Here is a 15,076-nt window from a genome sequence, read left to right as displayed (position 1 = left end):
AGCGTCAAAACGACATCTGCTGCTACTCACGTTGGGCTACGGGATGGGTACCGGGGTGACGCCGAGCGGCACGAGGTGCTCCGCACCGCCGTCGGGAGCCGAAAGCACCCAGATTCCCTTGTCGTGGACCGCAACGGAATGCTCCCACTGGCAGGACCGCTTGCCGTCCGTGGTCACAACGGTCCAGTCATCCTCGAGCACGGCGGTCTCAATGCCGCCGCGGACCAGCATGGGCTCGATGGCAAGGCACAGGCCGGGCTTGATCTTGGGCCCGCGGTGGTTGGTGCGGTAGTTCAGCACGTCCGGCGCCATGTGCATCTCGGAGCCGATGCCGTGCCCCACGTAGTCCTCCAGGATGCCCAGCGGCTTCCCGGGCACGGACGAAACGTAGTCGTCAATGGCAGCGCCGATGTCCCCCACGTGGGTGCCTGTGGCCAACGCCGCGATCCCGCGCCACATCGCCGCCTGCGTGACGTCGGAGAGTCGCTGGTCCTCTGGGTCTGCGGTGCCCACGATGACGGTCCGCGCCGAATCCGAGTGCCAGCCGTTAACGATCGCGCCGCCGTCGATGGAGATGATGTCGCCGTCCTGCAGGACCCTGCCGCCGGGGATGCCGTGCACCACTTCGTCGTTCACGGACGTGCAGATGGTGGCCGGGAAGCCGTGGTAGCCAAGGAAGTTGGACTTCGCGCCTGCGTCGCTGAGGACCGCGGCGAAGACGTCGTCGAGGTGCTTGGTGGTCACGCCGGGGGCGGCCGCAGCCGCGGCGGCGTCCAGGGCCCGGCTCAGGACGAGGCCTGCCTCGTGCATGGTGCGCATCTGGGCGTTGTTCTTGAATTCGATGCGGGGCTGGCCGAAGGCCATGGTGTGTCCTTTCAAATGGCTGAGGCCCCTCCCGGGATGCCGGGAGGAGCCTCGAATAACCAGTGGCCTGGAATCAGGCCGCCTGTGCGGCCTTGATGGCCTGCATGACGCGGTCGGTCACTTCGTCGATGGGGCCGATGCCGTCCACCTGGGTGAGGATGCCGCGTTCCGCGTACTTCGCCACCACGGCTTCGGTCTGCTCGTGGTACAGGTCGAGGCGGTGGCGGATGACGGCTTCGTTGTCGTCGCTCCGGCCCGTTTCCTTGGCCCGGCCCAGGAGGCGGTGCACCAGTTCCTCATCGTCCGCGGTGAGCTGCAGGACGACGTCGAGCTTCTCCTCGTTCTTGGCGAGGATCTCGTCAAGGTAGTCCACCTGGGCGGTGGTACGGGGGTAGCCGTCCAGCAGGAAGCCGGATTCGACGTCGGACTCGCTGAGGCGGTCGCGGACCATCTTGTTGGTCACGCTGTCCGGAACGAAGTCTCCGTTGTCCATGTACTTCTTGGCCTCGATGCCAAGCGGCGTTTCGCCTTTTACATTGGCACGGAAGATGTCGCCGGTGGAGATTGCCACAACGCCGAGGCGCTCCGAAATCCGCTCCGCCTGCGTTCCTTTTCCGGAACCGGGAGGTCCAATAATCAGCATTCTCGTCATCGCAAAAGCCCTTCGTAGTGACGTTGTTGTAGCTGCGCATCAATCTGCTTAACGGTCTCCAACCCAACGCCCACCATGATCAGGATCGAGGTGCCACCGAACGGGAAGTTCTGGTTCGCGTTGATCAGTACCAGTGCCACCAGCGGGATCAGTGCCACGAAGCCCAGATAGAGGGCGCCGGGCAGCGTGATCCGTGAGAGCACGTACTGCAGGTAATCCGCGGTCGGTTTACCGGCACGGATACCGGGAATGAAGCCGCCGTACTTCTTCATGTTGTCCGACACTTCTTCAGGGTTGAAGGTGATGGCTACGTAGAAGTAGGTAAAGAACACGATCAGGGCGAAGTAAAGCGCCATGTAGATCGGGTGGTCGCCGCGGGTCAGGTTGTTGTTGATCCATTCAACCCATGCCTGGAGCTGCTCGCCCTGCTTCGGCTGGTTGAACTGTGAGATCAGGCCGGGCAGGTAGAGCATGGAAGAAGCGAAGATCACCGGGATAACACCGGCCATGTTCACCTTGATGGGGATGTAGGTGCTGGTTCCGCCAACGGTCCGCCGTCCGATCATCCGCTTGGCGTACTGCACGGGGACCCGGCGCTGGGACTGCTCGACGAAGACCACCAAGGCCACGGTCAGCAGGCCGACCACCAGCACGATGAAGAACGTTCCGGGGCCCTGCGAGGTCCAGATGGCACCCAGGGACGTGGGGAACTGTGCAGCGATCGACGTGAAGATCAGCAAGGACATGCCGTTGCCGACGCCCTTCTCCGTAACGAGCTCGCCCATCCACATGATCAGGCCGGTACCGGCCGTGAGCGTGATGATGATCAGGATGGTGGTGATGATGCTTTCATCCGGGATGATCGGCAGCGCACACCCGGGCAGGAGCTGGCCGGAACGGGCCAGGGACACCAGGGTGGTGGCGTTGAGCAGGCCCAGGGCGATGGTGAGGTACCGGGTGTACTGGGTCAGCTTGGACTGGCCCGAAGCGCCCTCTTCGTACAGCTGCTGGAACCGGGGAATGACCACCCGGAGCAGCTGCACGATGATGCTGGCCGTAATGTACGGCATGATGCCGAGGGCGAAGACGGACACCTGCAGCAGAGCACCGCCACTGAACAGGTTCACGAGCTGGTACAGCCCACCCGCCGTCTGTCCGTTCTGCAAGCATTGCTGGACATTCTGGTAGTTCACACCAGGCGAGGGAATGAAGGCACCCAAGCGGAAGATGGTGATGATTCCCAGCGTGAACAACAACTTGCGTCGCAGATCAGGCGTGCGAAAGGCCCGGCCAAATGCGCTAAGCAAGCGTCCTCCTGTGGTGTGAAGAAGAGTGATGTGATGGGGATCTATGAATCCCAACAACCGAGTCTAACGGTTGTATGCGCCATGCGAACAATCCGGGGCAGCGCAACTGCGCCGGATGGCACCGCCCAAGCGACTAACGGAACGGCTGTGGGGATGAAAAAACTCCCGGTGACCAGGGCCTGGGCCCCGGTCACCGGGAGTTCAGCTACGGGCTCGCGCCCCACCGCCCTAGAGGGAGGTGGTGCTTCCGCCTGCAGCAGCGATCTTTTCTGCGGCGCTGGCCGAGAATGCGTGGGCGGTGACGTCAACCTTGACGGTGATGTCGCCGGTGCCCAGCACCTTGACGGGCTGGTTCTTGCGAACGGCGCCCTTTTCGACCAGGTTCTCCACGGTGACTGCGCCACCTTCGGGGAACAGCTCGTTGAGCTTGTCCAGGTTTACAACCTGGAACTCAACGCGGAACGGGTTCTTGAAGCCGCGCAGCTTGGGCAGGCGCATGTGCAGCGGCAGCTGGCCGCCGGCAAAGCCAGCCTTTACCTGGTAGCGGGCCTTCGTACCCTTGGTACCGCGACCGGCGGTCTTACCCTTGGATGCCTCGCCACGACCCACACGGGTCTTGGCGGTCTTGGCACCCTGGGCAGGACGCAGGTGGTGAACCTTCAGGGCGTTCTGCTTCTCAGCAGCCTGACCCTGTTCAGCAGTCTTCTCTGCCATTTACTTCGCCTCCTCAACGTTCACGAGGTGCGGAACCGTGTTGAGCATGCCCACGGTCACGGCGTCTGCGGAACGGACAACGCTGTGTCCGATGCGCTTCAGGCCGAGGGACCGCAGGGTCTCGCGCTGGTTCTGCTTGACGCCAATGACGCCCTTGATCTGGGTGATTTCCAACTTTGCGTCGGAGGGAACCAGGTTCTTAGCCATGACTACACACCTGCCTTCGGAGCCAGGAGGGCCTTCACCAGTGCCGCCGGAGCAACTTCGTCCAGCGGCAGGCCGCGGCGTGCTGCCACAGCTGCCGGCTCTTCGAGGCGCTTCAGGGCATCAACGGTCGCGTGAACGATGTTGATGGCGTTGGAGGAACCGAGCGACTTGGAGAGGATGTCGTGGATGCCCACGCACTCCAGTACTGCACGGACCGGGCCACCGGCGATAACACCGGTACCGGCGGAAGCCGGACGCAGCATAACGACGCCCGCAGCAGCTTCACCCTGCACGCGGTGCGGGATGGTGTTGCCAACGCGCGGAACGCGGAAGAAGGACTTCTTGGCTTCTTCAACGCCCTTGGCGATAGCTGCGGGAACTTCCTTGGCCTTGCCGTAGCCGACGCCAACCATGCCGTTACCGTCACCAACGACGACGAGTGCGGTGAAGCTGAAGCGACGACCACCCTTGACGACCTTGGAAACGCGGTTGATGGTGACAACGCGCTCTACGAACTGGTTCTTTTCGGCGTCACGGCCGCCATCGCGGCCGCCACGGCCACCGCGGTCGCCACGGCCCTGGCCACGGTCGCCACGCTCACCGCGACGGGCGCCACCACGGCGATCGTCGGTGGCGGGGGCAGTGGTCTCAGCAGCTGCGGCCTCGGGTGCCTTCTGATCTGCAGACACAGTGTCCTTTTCGTTGTTTGCTTCGGTCACAGTGACAGCCCACCTTCGCGAGCACCGTCAGCGACGGCTGCAATGCGGCCGTGGTACTTGTTACCACCACGGTCGAACACAACAGCCTCGACGCCGGCAGCCTTGGCACGTTCGGCAACGAGCTCGCCAACGCGCTTGGCCTTGGCAGTCTTGTCACCGTCGAATGCACGGAGGTCGGCTTCCAGGGTGGACGCGCTTGCTACGGTCTGGCCAATGGTGTCATCGACAACCTGGACAAATACGTGGCGTGCGGAGCGGTTGACCACCAAGCGGGGGCGGACAGCCGTACCGGAAATGCGCTTGCGGATACGAAGCTGGCGGCGGCTGCGACCAGCAGCCTTGCTCTTGTTCGTACGCTTCTTGTTAATGGCGATGGCCATGGTTACTTACCAGCCTTTCCGACCTTGCGGCGGATGACTTCGCCGGCGTAACGGATGCCCTTGCCCTTGTACGGGTCAGGCTTCCGCAGCTTGCGAATGTTGGCAGCAACCTCGCCGACCTGCTGCTTATTGATGCCTGAGACAGAGAGCTTGGTCGGACCCTCTACTGCAAAGGTGATGCCGTCCGGAGCCGAAACGTTGACCGGGTGGCTGTAGCCGAGGGCAAACTCAAGGTCAGAGCCCTTGGCCTGCACGCGGTAACCGGTGCCAACGATTTCGAGCTTCTTCTCGTAGCCTGCGGTGACGCCCTGGATCATGTTGGCGATCAGGGTGCGGGTCAGGCCGTGGAGTGAACGGGAGGCGCGCTCGTCGTTCGGGCGGCTGACGGTCAGGGTGGTGTCGTCAAGTGCAACCTCGATCGGGCTGGCCACAGTGTGGCTCAGCTCGCCCTTGGAACCCTTAACGCTGACGACAGAGCCGTCAACCTTGACCTCAACGCCGGCAGGAACGGTGATGGGGAGACGTCCAATACGTGACATTATTCTCTTCCTTTCCCGTTACCAGACGTAGGCGAGGACTTCGCCGCCCACGCCCTTCTTGCCGGCCTGCTTATCAGTCAGGAGCCCGGAAGAGGTGGACAGGATTGCGATACCCAGGCCACCCAGCACGTGCGGCAGGTTGGTGGACTTCGCGTAAACGCGAAGACCCGGCTTGGAGATACGACGGACGCCAGCGATGGAACGCTCGCGGTTCGGACCGAACTTCAGGTCGAGAGTCAGCTTCTTGCCAACCTCTGCGTCTTCTTCCTTCCAGCCGGCGATAAAACCTTCGGCCTTGAGGATGTCAGCAACGCGTGCCTTCAGCTTGCTGTAAGGCATAGACACGGAGTCGTGGTATGCCGAGTTTGCGTTACGCAGGCGCGTAAGCATGTCTGCGACAGGATCTGTCATTGTCATTTGGGCTCTTGCCCTTCCTCGTAACGGTTTCCGCCGCAAGCTTCAGGAAGCTGTGCGGCCGGACCTTTTACGTAGCTAATTAAGCTTCGGTCTTGAACGGGAAACCAAGCGCCTTGAGCAGCGCGCGGCCTTCGTCATCGGTCTTGGCGGTGGTAACGACCGTGATATCCATACCGCGAACGCGGTCGATCTTGTCCTGGTCGATTTCGTGGAACATAACCTGCTCGGTCAGACCGAAGGTGTAGTTGCCGTTGCCGTCGAACTGCTTGCCACTGAGGCCGCGGAAGTCGCGGATACGGGGCAGGGCCAGCGAAACGAGGCGGTCCACGAATTCCCACATACGGTCGCCACGCAGGGTAGCGTGTGCACCGATGGGCATGCCTTCGCGCAGCTTGAACTGTGCGATCGACTTGCGGGCCTTGGTAACCTGCGGCTTCTGGCCGGTGATCTGGGTGAGGTCGCGGACAGCGCCGTCGATCAGCTTGGAGTCCTTGGCGGCATCTCCAACACCCATGTTCACAACAACCTTCACCAGGCGGGGTACCTGGTTCACGTTCTCGTACTTGAATTCATCCTGGAGCGTTGCCTTGATGGATTCGGCGTACTTGGTCTTCAGACGAGGAACGATCTTCGTTGCCGGAGTCTCGAGAGTCTCAGTCATTAGATGTCCTTCCCGGAGCTCTTGGACACGCGGATACGGACGGTCTTCTTGACACCGTTCTTCTCCACAGTGTCGAGGCGGAAGCCCACACGGGTCGGCTTCTTGGTCGACGGGTCAACCAGGGCCACGTTGGAAATGTGGATCGGGGCCTCTACGACCTCGATGCCGCCGGTCTTGGTGCCGCGCTGCGACTGTCCAACACGGGTGTGCTTGGTGACGCGGTTGATACCTTCAACCAGCACGCGGTTGGTGTCGGTGAAGACGCGCAGAACCTTGCCCTGCTTGCCGCGGTCGCCGCCGCGCTCAGCCTTGGCGCCAGTGATGACCTGAACCAGGTCACCCTTCTTGATCTTTGCAGCCATGGACTAGAGCACCTCCGGAGCCAGAGAAACGATCTTCATGAACTTCTTGTCACGGAGTTCACGACCAACCGGTCCGAAGATACGGGTACCGCGGGGGTCACCGTCGTTCTTCAGGATCACAGCTGCGTTCTCGTCAAACTTGATGTAGGAACCATCCGCACGGCGGCGTTCCTTCTTGGTACGGACGATGACTGCCTTGACAACATCGCCCTTCTTTACGTTGCCGCCCGGGATTGCATCCTTGACGGTGGCGACGATGACGTCACCGATGCCTGCGTAGCGACGGCCGGATCCACCGAGAACGCGAATGGTAAGGATTTCCTTAGCACCCGTGTTGTCGGCGACCTTGAGTCGCGACTCCTGCTGAATCACTATTTACTCCTTGCGTCGCGCCGGTTCTCAGGCCGTGGTCTTGCTACGGAATGAGCCTTGCGGAACGGTTGATCGGGGTGTCTCTTGACCCGCCTGGATTTTGCCAGACCAGGCCTAAACGCCTGTGCCAGAAGCAGTTGCTCCCATCCGGTCCGGGACGGATCCCGGGCGCACAGGGGCACTGTGCTGTGGCACGCTTGTTTACGAGGTTGATGACGGCGCACAGAAGGCGCCATACAAACTCAATATCCTAGCATGCTTTTCGCCAGTTCCCATATCACCAGGAAGCACCGCCCCGCAAGCAGCGCAGGACGTACGACGACGCCACGCACGGCAGCCGTTCGCCCCACCCGGGGTGCCGCTCCCCCGCGCCGCCCGCCCGCCGTCGTCGTCCCCCACCCCGGTGGTTAAACGAGGAAGCCCCCGCTCCCGCAACGGGAACAGGGGCTTCCAGCGAAGCAGCAGGTGCTACTTGGCCTTTTCGAGAATTTCCACGAGCCGCCAGTTCTTGGTGGCGGACAGCGGACGGGTCTCGGCGATGACAACGAGGTCGCCGATGCCGGCGGTGTTCTCTTCGTCGTGTGCCTTGACCTTGGAAGTGCGGCGGATGACCTTGCCGTACAGTGCGTGCTTCACGCGGTCTTCAACCTCGACGACGATGGTCTTTTCCATCTTGTCGGAGACCACGTAGCCGCGACGGGTCTTGCGGTAACCGCGCTGCTCAGCCGTGGCTGCAGTAGCAGATTCGGTCACGTTCTGGTCCTTTTCACTCACTTGGCGTCCTCCTCGGACTCAGCCGTTTCAGCCTTCTCGGCCTTCTTGGTTGCAGCCTTCTTGGACTTCTTTTCTTCCTTGGCTTCCACAACCGGTGCGGCAACCTCGGCACGAATGCCCAGCTCGCGTTCGCGGAGAACGGTGTAGATGCGTGCAATGTCCTTCTTTACTGCACGCAGGCGACCGTGGTTCTCCAGCTGACCGGTGGCGGACTGGAAACGCAGGTTGAACAGCTCTTCCTTAGCCTTACGGAGTTCTTCTACGAGACGCTCGTTGTCGAAACCGTCCAGCTGCGCGGGAGCCAGATCCTTGGATCCTACTGCCATTTCTACTCACCACCTTCGCGACGCACAATGCGTGCCTTCAACGGCAGCTTGTGGATTGCCAGGCGCAGGGCCTCGCGAGCTACCTCTTCATTGACACCGGAGAGTTCGAAGAGAACCCGTCCCGGCTTGACGTTGGCGACCCACCATTCCGGTGAACCCTTACCGGAACCCATGCGGGTTTCGGCAGGCTTCTTGGTCAGGGGACGGTCCGGGTAGATGTTGATCCAGACCTTACCGCCACGCTTGATGTGGCGGGTCATCGCAATACGGGCAGATTCGATCTGACGGTTGGTGACGTATGCCGGGCTCAGAGCCTGGATACCCCACTCGCCGAACGAGACCTCGGTGCCGCCCGTAGCAGCGCCGGAACGACCCGGGTGGTGCTGCTTACGGTGCTTGACTCGACGTGGGATAAGCATTTAAGCCTGTCCTCCTTCTGCTGCTGCAGGTGCAGCCTCAACTGCCGGAGCCTCTGCAGCAGGAGCTGCGTCAGCGGCCGGGCGGTCGTTGCGACGACGGCGGTCACCACGGTCAGCGCCACCCGGGCGTCCGCCACGGTCGGAGCGGGGTCCGCGGGACGGTGCCGAAGCAGCCTGTGCGGCCAGTTCCTTGGCGGTGACGTCGCCCTTGTAGATCCAGACCTTCACGCCGATGCGGCCGAAGGTGGTCTTGGCTTCGTAGAAGCCGTAGTCGATGTTCGCGCGGAGGGTGTGCAGGGGCACACGGCCTTCGCGGTAGAACTCCGAGCGGGACATTTCAGCGCCACCCAGGCGGCCCGAGCAAGCGATACGGATACCCTTGGCACCGGCACGCTGTGCGGACTGCATGGCCTTCTTCATCGCGCGGCGGAAAGCCACACGTGAGGTCAGCTGCTCTGCAACACCCTGGGCAACCAGCTGTGCTTCCATCTCGGGGTTCTTGACCTCGAGGATGTTCAGCTGGACCTGCTTGCCGGTGAGCTTTTCGAGCTCGCCGCGGATGCGGTCTGCTTCTGCTCCACGGCGGCCGATGACGATACCCGGGCGGGCCGTGTGGATGTCCACGCGGACACGGTCACGGGTGCGCTCGATTTCGACCTTGGCGATGCCGGCGCGCTCCATGCCCGTGGACATGAGCTGGCGGATGCGGATGTCTTCGCGAACGAAGTCCTTGTACCGCTGTCCGGCCTTGGTGCTGTCAGCGAACCAGTGCGATACGTGATCGGTGGTGATGCCGAGTCGGAACCCGTGCGGGTTTACTTTCTGTCCCACTTAGCGAGCCTCCTCTTTCTCCGGGGTAGCGACTACCACGGTGATGTGGCTGGTGCGCTTCTTGATCTGAAATGCACGACCCTGGGCACGCGGCTGGAACCGCTTCATGGTCGGGCCTTCATCAACAAACGCTTCGCTGATGATGAGGTCGCCTTCGTCAAACGCAACGCCGTCGCGGTCCGCGAGGACCCGGGCGTTGGAGATTGCCGACTGAACTACCTTGAATACCGGCTCCGAAGCTGCCTGGGGGGCAAACTTCAGAATTGCCAGAGCCTCATTCGCTTGCAAACCACGAACAAGGTTGACGACGCGCCGGGCCTTCATAGGCGTTACGCGGATGTGGCGCGCAATTGCCTTGGCTTCCATTGCTTTCCTTCTCTCGTCTTTGACGTAAGTGCAGGCGCCTAGCGGCGCTTGCCCTTACGGTCGTCCTTGACATGGCCGCGGAATGTCCGCGTGGGAGCGAATTCGCCGAGCTTGTGCCCGACCATCGACTCGGTGACAAACACCGGAATGTGCTTGCGTCCGTCGTGTACGGCGATCGTGTGTCCGAGCATGTCGGGGATGATCATCGAACGGCGGGACCAGGTCTTGATGACGTTCTTGGTGCCCTTTTCGTTTTCCCTGGCTACCTTCACAAAGAGGTGCTGGTCAACGAAAGGACCTTTTTTCAGGCTGCGTGGCATGTGTCCAGGCTCCTATCGCTTGTTCTTGCCAGTACGACGGCGACGAACAATAAGCTTGTCGCTCTCTTTGTTGGGGCGGCGCGTGCGGCCTTCACGCTGACCGTTCGGGTTGACGGGGTTACGTCCACCGGACGTCTTACCCTCGCCACCACCGTGCGGGTGGTCAACCGGGTTCATGGCTACACCACGGACGGTCGGGCGGACGCCCTTCCAGCGCATGCGGCCGGCCTTGCCCCAGTTGATGTTCGACTGCTCGGCGTTGCCGACCTCGCCGACGGTTGCGCGGCAGCGCACGTCAACGTTGCGGATTTCGCCGGAGGGCAGTCGCAGCTGGGCGAAACGGCCTTCCCTGGCAACGAGCTGGATGGATGCACCGGCGGAACGGCCCATCTTGGCACCGCCGCCCGGACGCAGCTCCACTGCGTGCACAACGGTACCCACGGGGATGTTGCGCAGGGGCAGGTTGTTGCCCGGCTTGATGTCAGCGTTGGGGCCGGCCTCTACGAAGTCGCCCTGGGACAGCTTGTTCGGGGCGATGATGTAACGCTTGGTGCCATCAACGTAGTGCAGGAGGGCGATGCGAGCCGTACGGTTCGGATCGTACTCGATTTCGGCAACGCGGGCGTCAACGCCGTCCTTGTCGTGGCGACGGAAGTCGATCAGACGGTACTGGCGCTTGTGTCCGCCACCCTTGTGACGGGTGGTGATCTTACCGGTGTTGTTACGGCCGCCCTTTTTGGGCAGCGGACGTACCAACGACTTTTCCGGCGTTGACCGCGTGATTTCGGTGAAGTCCGCTACGCTCGAGCCACGACGGCCCGGGGTAGTCGGCTTGTATTTACGGATTCCCATAATTTATTTCCTCGTTAAAGTGGTCTCCGCTACGCGAGCGGACCGCCGAAGATGTCGATGGTGCCTTCTTTGAGGCTCACAATTGCACGCTTGGTGCTCTTGCGGGTGCCCCATCCGAATTTGGTGCGCTTGCGCTTACCGGCACGGTTGATGGTGTTGATCGATTCGACCTTGACGGAGAAAATCTTCTCCACGGCCAGCTTGATCTCAGCCTTGTTCGAGCGGGGGTCCACCAGGAAGGTGTACTTGCCCTCGTCGATCAGGCCATAGCTCTTTTCCGACACGACGGGTGCAAGCACGACGTCGCGGGGATCCTTGATGGTGGCTGCACTCACTTGGCATCCTCCTCGTTCTTAGCTGCCTTAGCGGCAACGAATGCTTCGTAAGCAGCCTTGGTGAAGACAACGTCATCAGAGACGAGAACGTCGTAGGTGTTCAGCTGGTCTGCGTACAGAACGTGGACACCGGTGAGGTTGCGCACGGACAGTGCAGCAACATCGTTGGCGCGCTCGATGACGACCAGCAGGTTCTTGCGGTCGGAAACGCCGCGCAGCGTTGCCAGTGCGGTCTTGGCGGAGGGCTTGGTGCCTTCAACCAGGTCAGCGACAACGTGGATACGACCGTTGCGGGCCCGGTCAGACAGTGCGCCGCGCAGTGCAGCAGCAATCATCTTCTTGGGGGTCCGCTGGCTGTAGTCACGCGGGGTGGGACCGTGGACAACGCCACCGCCGGTCATGTGCGGAGCACGGATTGAACCCTGACGGGCGCGGCCGGTGCCCTTCTGCTTGAACGGCTTGCGTCCTGCACCGGAAACTTCAGCGCGGGTCTTGGTCTTGTGGGTACCCTGGCGAGCAGCAGCGAGCTGGGCAACGACAACCTGGTGCAGCAGCGGCACGTTGGTCTGGACGTCGAAGATCTCGGCAGGCAGGTCAACCTGGACAGTGTTAGCCATTGAACTAGGCTCCCTTCACGGCGGTACGTACGAAGACGACCTGGCCGCGGGCGCCGGGGACGGCACCCTTGATCAGGAGCAGCGACTTCTCGGCGTCAACCGCGTGGACCGTGAGGTTCAGCGTGGTGTGACGCACGGCGCCCATGCGGCCGGCCATTTTCATGCCCTTGAAGACGCGGCTCGGGGTGGATGCGCCACCGATTGAACCGGGCTTACGGTGGTTCTTGTGGGCACCGTGGGAAGCTCCAACACCGTGGAAGCCGTGACGCTTCATAACACCGGCGAAGCCCTTACCCTTGGTGGTGCCGATGACGTCGATCTTCTGGCCGGCAGCGAAGAGCTCAACGGACAGCTCCTGGCCCAGCTCGTACTCGGCAGCATCTGCGGTACGGAGTTCGACGACGTGGCGGCGAGGCGTGACGCCTGCCTTTTCAAAGTGACCAGCCAGCGGCTTGGTGACCTTGCGGGGATCGATCTGGCCGTAGCCGATCTGAACGGCGACGTAGCCATCTACCTCTGCGTTGCGCAGCTGGGTGATGACGTTCGAGTCTGCCTGGACCACAGTGACGGGGATGAGCTTGTTGTTCTCGTCCCAGACCTGGGTCATGCCGAGCTTCGTGCCCAGCAGGCCCTTTACGTTACGGGTTGCGGTCATAGTTTCTCAGCACCTCCCTACAGCTTGATTTCGATGTTCACGTCGGCCGGCAGGTCGAGGCGCATGAGCGAGTCGACAGCCTTGGGCGTGGGATCGATGATGTCGATAAGACGCTTGTGCGTGCGCATTTCAAAGTGCTCGCGGCTGTCTTTGTACTTGTGCGGAGAGCGGATAACGCAGTAAACGTTCTTCTCCGTGGGCAGCGGCACGGGGCCAACTACCGTTGCGCCTGCGCGCGTGACCGTCTCAACGATCTTCCGTGCTGAAACGTCAATGACCTCGTGGTCGTATGACTTCAGCCGGATGCGGATTTTTTGTCCCGCCATGTCGCCTGACTCTCTTTCAGTCTGTGCTTCCCCGGGTTAGGGCTGCCCTGTTCACTTACCTGTTGTATGGCTGCCGAAGCAATTGAGGTCGTAACCACCATCCGCCGCACAAACTGAATCCGGATGAATCCGGGTTCCTCACCTTGCCGGCGCAACCGACCCCCGCGGTCGGGCGTGTCGCGCTGTACACGCAAACAAATCCGCATTTTCCATTGGGGTGGGTTATGTTTGGGCTTCCACTTGGACCCTGACACCCGGCATTATCCGGATCGGGACACGAAGAAGCGCTTGAACAACTCATCTAGTATGCCGGATATCTGCGGCAGAAGCCAATCGCCTGAATCGGCCCTGGCGCATCGCCTGGCGGGCACTCTTCGATACTCCTGCAAGCCCACCCATTGCCCCGGCTGCCCGGCGAATGGATGATGGGGACATGACGCTGGAGAGCACCGAATCCGTCACCGAACTGGCCACCCGCATGCCGCCGTCGTTCACCCTCGGCGTGGCTGCGGCGGCATTCCAGATCGAAGGCGCGCTGGCCGACGGCGGCCGCGGCCCGTCCGGGTGGGACGCGTTTGCCCAAAAGCCCGGCGCCATCATCGACGGCCACTCCCCCGCCATCGCGTGCGACCACTACAACCGGCTGCCAGAGGACGTCGCGCTACTGAAGGAGCTCGGCGTCGACTCCTACCGGTTCTCCCTCGCCTGGCCCCGCATCCAACCCGATGGCCGCGGCAGGCTCAACCCGGAGGGCCTCGACTTCTACGACCGGCTGATCGACCAGCTGCTGGAAGCCGGCATCGCCCCCATGGCCACCTTGTACCACTGGGACACTCCGCTGCCGCTGGAACACCGCGGCGGCTGGCTCAACAGGGAAACCGCGGAACGCTTTGGCGAGTACGCTGCTGCCGCCGGGGAACGGTACGGCGACCGCGTCTCGCAGTGGGTCACGCTCAACGAACCAGTCTCCGTGACGCTCAACGGCTACGCCCTCGGCGTCCATGCCCCTGGCAGGGCCCTGATGTTCGACGCGCTCCCCTCCATCCACCACCAGCTCCTGGCCCACGGACTGGGCGCCCAGGCACTCCGCGCAGCAGGCGTCCAGGGCGGGATTGGAGTCACGAACCTGCACGCCCCCATCCGTCCGGCGTCCCGCAAGATCGGAGACCGGCTGGTGGCCCACCTGTACGACCTGTTGATGAACAGGATCTATGCAGACCCGGTGCTGCTGGGCCGCTATCCCAACCTTCCGGTATATGCCCGGCCGTGGCTGCGCTCGATCGGGCGCATCTCTGATTCCGACCTGCGCACCATCCACCAGCCACTCGATTTCTACGGACTGAACTACTACTTCCCGGTCAAGGTGGCCCTGGGGCGGGGCGTCGCCCCCATCCCTGCGGACATGCACAAGGCCGTGGCACGGCTGCCCTTCCACGAGGTGGGCTACCCGGAGTTCAGCAACACGGGCTTCGGCTGGCCCGTGGCCCCCGGGCACCTGGGTGTCCTGCTGCAGGAACTGAGGGACCGGTACGGTGCGGCGCTCCCGCCGGTCTACATCACAGAAGGCGGTGCCAGCTTCCCCGAACCGGACACAGTATCCGGAACCCTGCAGGACGGTGAGCGCGTCAGCTATCTGGCCTCGCACTTGGGAGCCGCCCTGGAAGCTACGGCCCCGGGCGGGATCGCCTCCGGAGTGGACCTTCGCGGCTACTTCGTCTGGACCCTCATGGACAATTTCGAGTGGGCGGCCGGGTACTCGCAGCGGTTCGGCCTGGTCCACGTCGACTTCACCAGCCAGGAGCGTACGCCGAAACAATCGTTCTACTGGTATCAGGCCCTCTCCCGGGCCCGCAGGGGGCAGTCCGCCGGGTAAGCAGCCGTGGCCTTGGCAGAGTCACCCCGCAGGGCGTGGAGCATCTGCCGGTGCCGTTTACTGGTTTTTGTTGGCCCTGTTAATCCGCTTTGCCCGGTCGATCTCGTGGCGGAAGTGTTTCTTCGCCCAGAAGACCCCGGCCACCACGGCAGCGGCTACGATCAGGAAAATAAGCCATCCCATGATGA

At 62.4% G+C, this 15,076-nt stretch carries 25 protein-coding genes; 1 reads left to right on the top strand and 24 read right to left on the bottom strand.

All coding sequences use genetic code 11. The annotated features are described in order from the left end of the window. Window positions 1-36 precede the first annotated feature (36 nt). The 23 genes from map to rpsJ all read right to left on the bottom strand — a co-directional run bounded on the left by map (window position 37) and on the right by rpsJ (window position 13,015). Complete coding sequence (gene map, locus QE394_RS15695) at window positions 37-864, bottom strand: type I methionyl aminopeptidase (protein ID WP_349035017.1); 828 nt, start codon at window positions 862-864, stop codon at window positions 37-39. Between the two features lie 73 nt (window positions 865-937). Next, window positions 938-1,507 (bottom strand): adenylate kinase, encoded by a 570-nt coding sequence (locus tag QE394_RS15690; protein ID WP_171908938.1) that lies wholly within the window; start codon window positions 1,505-1,507, stop codon window positions 938-940. Window positions 1,508-1,512: 5 nt separating this feature from the next. Then, a complete protein-coding gene (secY, locus tag QE394_RS15685; protein ID WP_349035016.1) occupies window positions 1,513-2,823 on the bottom strand; it encodes a preprotein translocase subunit SecY in 1,311 nt (436 codons plus the stop codon). A gap of 228 nt (window positions 2,824-3,051) precedes the next feature. Then, window positions 3,052-3,537, bottom strand: a complete 486-nt coding sequence (rplO, locus tag QE394_RS15680) for a 50S ribosomal protein L15 (RefSeq protein ID WP_056075360.1) — start codon at window positions 3,535-3,537, stop codon at window positions 3,052-3,054. Then, entirely contained in the window at window positions 3,538-3,744 is a 207-nt protein-coding gene (gene rpmD, locus QE394_RS15675) for a 50S ribosomal protein L30 (RefSeq protein WP_056075363.1), read from the bottom strand. A gap of 2 nt (window positions 3,745-3,746) precedes the next feature. Then, complete coding sequence (rpsE, locus tag QE394_RS15670) at window positions 3,747-4,463, bottom strand: 30S ribosomal protein S5 (protein WP_015937840.1); 717 nt, start codon at window positions 4,461-4,463, stop codon at window positions 3,747-3,749. After that, a complete protein-coding gene (gene rplR / locus QE394_RS15665) occupies window positions 4,460-4,843 on the bottom strand; it encodes a 50S ribosomal protein L18 (protein ID WP_015937841.1) in 384 nt (127 codons plus the stop codon). Before rplR ends, rpsE begins: the two co-directional genes overlap by 4 nt. Window positions 4,844-4,845: 2 nt before the next feature. Beyond that, window positions 4,846-5,382 (bottom strand): 50S ribosomal protein L6, encoded by a 537-nt coding sequence (rplF, locus tag QE394_RS15660; RefSeq protein WP_056075367.1) that lies wholly within the window; start codon window positions 5,380-5,382, stop codon window positions 4,846-4,848. A gap of 18 nt (window positions 5,383-5,400) precedes the next feature. Beyond that, a complete protein-coding gene (gene rpsH / locus QE394_RS15655) occupies window positions 5,401-5,799 on the bottom strand; it encodes a 30S ribosomal protein S8 (RefSeq protein WP_015937843.1) in 399 nt (132 codons plus the stop codon). Window positions 5,800-5,878: 79 nt separating this feature from the next. After that, a complete protein-coding gene (rplE, locus tag QE394_RS15650) occupies window positions 5,879-6,460 on the bottom strand; it encodes a 50S ribosomal protein L5 (RefSeq protein ID WP_015937844.1) in 582 nt (193 codons plus the stop codon). Then, on the bottom strand, window positions 6,460-6,822 hold the full coding sequence (gene rplX / locus QE394_RS15645; protein WP_015937845.1) for a 50S ribosomal protein L24: 363 nt from the start codon (window positions 6,820-6,822) through the stop codon (window positions 6,460-6,462). Before rplX ends, rplE begins: the two co-directional genes overlap by 1 nt. A gap of 3 nt (window positions 6,823-6,825) precedes the next feature. Beyond that, window positions 6,826-7,194, bottom strand: coding sequence for a 50S ribosomal protein L14 (gene rplN, locus QE394_RS15640; protein ID WP_003803789.1), 369 nt, complete (start codon window positions 7,192-7,194; stop codon window positions 6,826-6,828). A gap of 468 nt (window positions 7,195-7,662) precedes the next feature. Further along, window positions 7,663-7,968 (bottom strand): 30S ribosomal protein S17, encoded by a 306-nt coding sequence (gene rpsQ, locus QE394_RS15635; RefSeq protein WP_015937846.1) that lies wholly within the window; start codon window positions 7,966-7,968, stop codon window positions 7,663-7,665. Beyond that, window positions 7,965-8,294 (bottom strand): 50S ribosomal protein L29, encoded by a 330-nt coding sequence (gene rpmC, locus QE394_RS15630; protein ID WP_015937847.1) that lies wholly within the window; start codon window positions 8,292-8,294, stop codon window positions 7,965-7,967. Before rpmC ends, rpsQ begins: the two co-directional genes overlap by 4 nt. Window positions 8,295-8,296: 2 nt before the next feature. Then, complete coding sequence (gene rplP / locus QE394_RS15625) at window positions 8,297-8,713, bottom strand: 50S ribosomal protein L16 (RefSeq protein WP_015937848.1); 417 nt, start codon at window positions 8,711-8,713, stop codon at window positions 8,297-8,299. Next, on the bottom strand, window positions 8,714-9,544 hold the full coding sequence (rpsC, locus tag QE394_RS15620) for a 30S ribosomal protein S3 (protein ID WP_056075369.1): 831 nt from the start codon (window positions 9,542-9,544) through the stop codon (window positions 8,714-8,716). Then, window positions 9,545-9,910: a 50S ribosomal protein L22 gene (gene rplV, locus QE394_RS15615; RefSeq protein WP_009358304.1), complete on the bottom strand. Its 366-nt coding sequence runs from the start codon at window positions 9,908-9,910 to the stop codon at window positions 9,545-9,547. It lies immediately after the preceding gene. 38 nt (window positions 9,911-9,948) lie between these two features. After that, the gene (gene rpsS / locus QE394_RS15610) at window positions 9,949-10,230 is read right to left on the bottom strand and encodes a 30S ribosomal protein S19 (RefSeq protein WP_003803803.1); all 282 of its coding nucleotides are present in this window, start codon (window positions 10,228-10,230) and stop codon (window positions 9,949-9,951) included. A gap of 12 nt (window positions 10,231-10,242) precedes the next feature. Beyond that, a complete protein-coding gene (gene rplB, locus QE394_RS15605; RefSeq protein WP_015937850.1) occupies window positions 10,243-11,082 on the bottom strand; it encodes a 50S ribosomal protein L2 in 840 nt (279 codons plus the stop codon). 29 nt (window positions 11,083-11,111) lie between these two features. Next, entirely contained in the window at window positions 11,112-11,417 is a 306-nt protein-coding gene (gene rplW / locus QE394_RS15600) for a 50S ribosomal protein L23 (RefSeq protein ID WP_056075372.1), read from the bottom strand. After that, window positions 11,414-12,034 carry a 50S ribosomal protein L4 gene (gene rplD, locus QE394_RS15595; RefSeq protein ID WP_056075375.1) on the bottom strand — a complete coding sequence of 207 codons (621 nt, stop codon included), beginning with the start codon at window positions 12,032-12,034 and terminating at the stop codon, window positions 11,414-11,416. The genes rplW and rplD overlap by 4 nt, the downstream gene beginning before the upstream one ends. Before the next feature lie 4 nt (window positions 12,035-12,038). Beyond that, entirely contained in the window at window positions 12,039-12,689 is a 651-nt protein-coding gene (gene rplC / locus QE394_RS15590) for a 50S ribosomal protein L3 (protein ID WP_015937852.1), read from the bottom strand. 17 nt (window positions 12,690-12,706) lie between these two features. Beyond that, window positions 12,707-13,015: a 30S ribosomal protein S10 gene (gene rpsJ, locus QE394_RS15585; protein ID WP_003803825.1), complete on the bottom strand. Its 309-nt coding sequence runs from the start codon at window positions 13,013-13,015 to the stop codon at window positions 12,707-12,709. Window positions 13,016-13,448: 433 nt separating this feature from the next. On the opposite strand from rpsJ, the gene QE394_RS15580 reads away from it, so the two are divergent. After that, the gene (locus QE394_RS15580) at window positions 13,449-14,888 is read left to right on the top strand and encodes a GH1 family beta-glucosidase (RefSeq protein WP_349035015.1); all 1,440 of its coding nucleotides are present in this window, start codon (window positions 13,449-13,451) and stop codon (window positions 14,886-14,888) included. Window positions 14,889-14,945: 57 nt separating this feature from the next. On the opposite strand, the gene QE394_RS15575 is transcribed toward QE394_RS15580, so the two are convergent. Next, a complete protein-coding gene (locus QE394_RS15575) occupies window positions 14,946-15,071 on the bottom strand; it encodes a hypothetical protein (RefSeq protein ID WP_261618682.1) in 126 nt (41 codons plus the stop codon). Between the last annotated feature and the right edge of the window lie 5 nt (window positions 15,072-15,076).

Origin of the sequence: Pseudarthrobacter sp. SORGH_AS 212 (assembly GCF_030818145.1) — a bacterium.
Lineage (GTDB): Bacteria > Actinomycetota > Actinomycetes > Actinomycetales > Micrococcaceae > Arthrobacter.
The sequence above is the reverse complement of the archived record's forward strand: the minus strand, read 5'-3'. Positions and strand labels throughout refer to the sequence as shown.

Excerpts from the sequence above, each read along its gene's own strand:
- map (WP_349035017.1), bottom strand. The coding sequence starts at position 864 with ATGGCCTTCGGCCAGCCCCGCATCGAATTCAAGAACAACGCCCAGATG.
- QE394_RS15690 (WP_171908938.1), bottom strand. The coding sequence starts at position 1,507 with ATGCTGATTATTGGACCTCCCGGTTCCGGAAAAGGAACGCAGGCGGAG.
- rplO (WP_056075360.1), bottom strand. The coding sequence starts at position 3,537 with ATGGCAGAGAAGACTGCTGAACAGGGTCAGGCTGCTGAGAAGCAGAAC.
- rpmD (WP_056075363.1), bottom strand. The coding sequence starts at position 3,744 with ATGGCTAAGAACCTGGTTCCCTCCGACGCAAAGTTGGAAATCACCCAG.
- rplR (WP_015937841.1), bottom strand. The coding sequence starts at position 4,843 with ATGGCCATCGCCATTAACAAGAAGCGTACGAACAAGAGCAAGGCTGCT.
- rplF (WP_056075367.1), bottom strand. The coding sequence starts at position 5,382 with ATGTCACGTATTGGACGTCTCCCCATCACCGTTCCTGCCGGCGTTGAG.
- rpsH (WP_015937843.1), bottom strand. The coding sequence starts at position 5,799 with ATGACAATGACAGATCCTGTCGCAGACATGCTTACGCGCCTGCGTAAC.
- rplE (WP_015937844.1), bottom strand. The coding sequence starts at position 6,460 with ATGACTGAGACTCTCGAGACTCCGGCAACGAAGATCGTTCCTCGTCTG.
- rplX (WP_015937845.1), bottom strand. The coding sequence starts at position 6,822 with ATGGCTGCAAAGATCAAGAAGGGTGACCTGGTTCAGGTCATCACTGGC.
- rpmC (WP_015937847.1), bottom strand. The coding sequence starts at position 8,294 with ATGGCAGTAGGATCCAAGGATCTGGCTCCCGCGCAGCTGGACGGTTTC.
- rplP (WP_015937848.1), bottom strand. The coding sequence starts at position 8,713 with ATGCTTATCCCACGTCGAGTCAAGCACCGTAAGCAGCACCACCCGGGT.
- rplV (WP_009358304.1), bottom strand. The coding sequence starts at position 9,910 with ATGGAAGCCAAGGCAATTGCGCGCCACATCCGCGTAACGCCTATGAAG.
- rpsS (WP_003803803.1), bottom strand. The coding sequence starts at position 10,230 with ATGCCACGCAGCCTGAAAAAAGGTCCTTTCGTTGACCAGCACCTCTTT.
- rplB (WP_015937850.1), bottom strand. The coding sequence starts at position 11,082 with ATGGGAATCCGTAAATACAAGCCGACTACCCCGGGCCGTCGTGGCTCG.
- rplD (WP_056075375.1), bottom strand. The coding sequence starts at position 12,034 with ATGGCTAACACTGTCCAGGTTGACCTGCCTGCCGAGATCTTCGACGTC.
- rplC (WP_015937852.1), bottom strand. The coding sequence starts at position 12,689 with ATGACCGCAACCCGTAACGTAAAGGGCCTGCTGGGCACGAAGCTCGGC.
- rpsJ (WP_003803825.1), bottom strand. The coding sequence starts at position 13,015 with ATGGCGGGACAAAAAATCCGCATCCGGCTGAAGTCATACGACCACGAG.
- QE394_RS15580 (WP_349035015.1), top strand. The coding sequence starts at position 13,449 with ATGACGCTGGAGAGCACCGAATCCGTCACCGAACTGGCCACCCGCATG.
- QE394_RS15575 (WP_261618682.1), bottom strand. The coding sequence starts at position 15,071 with ATGGGATGGCTTATTTTCCTGATCGTAGCCGCTGCCGTGGTGGCCGGG.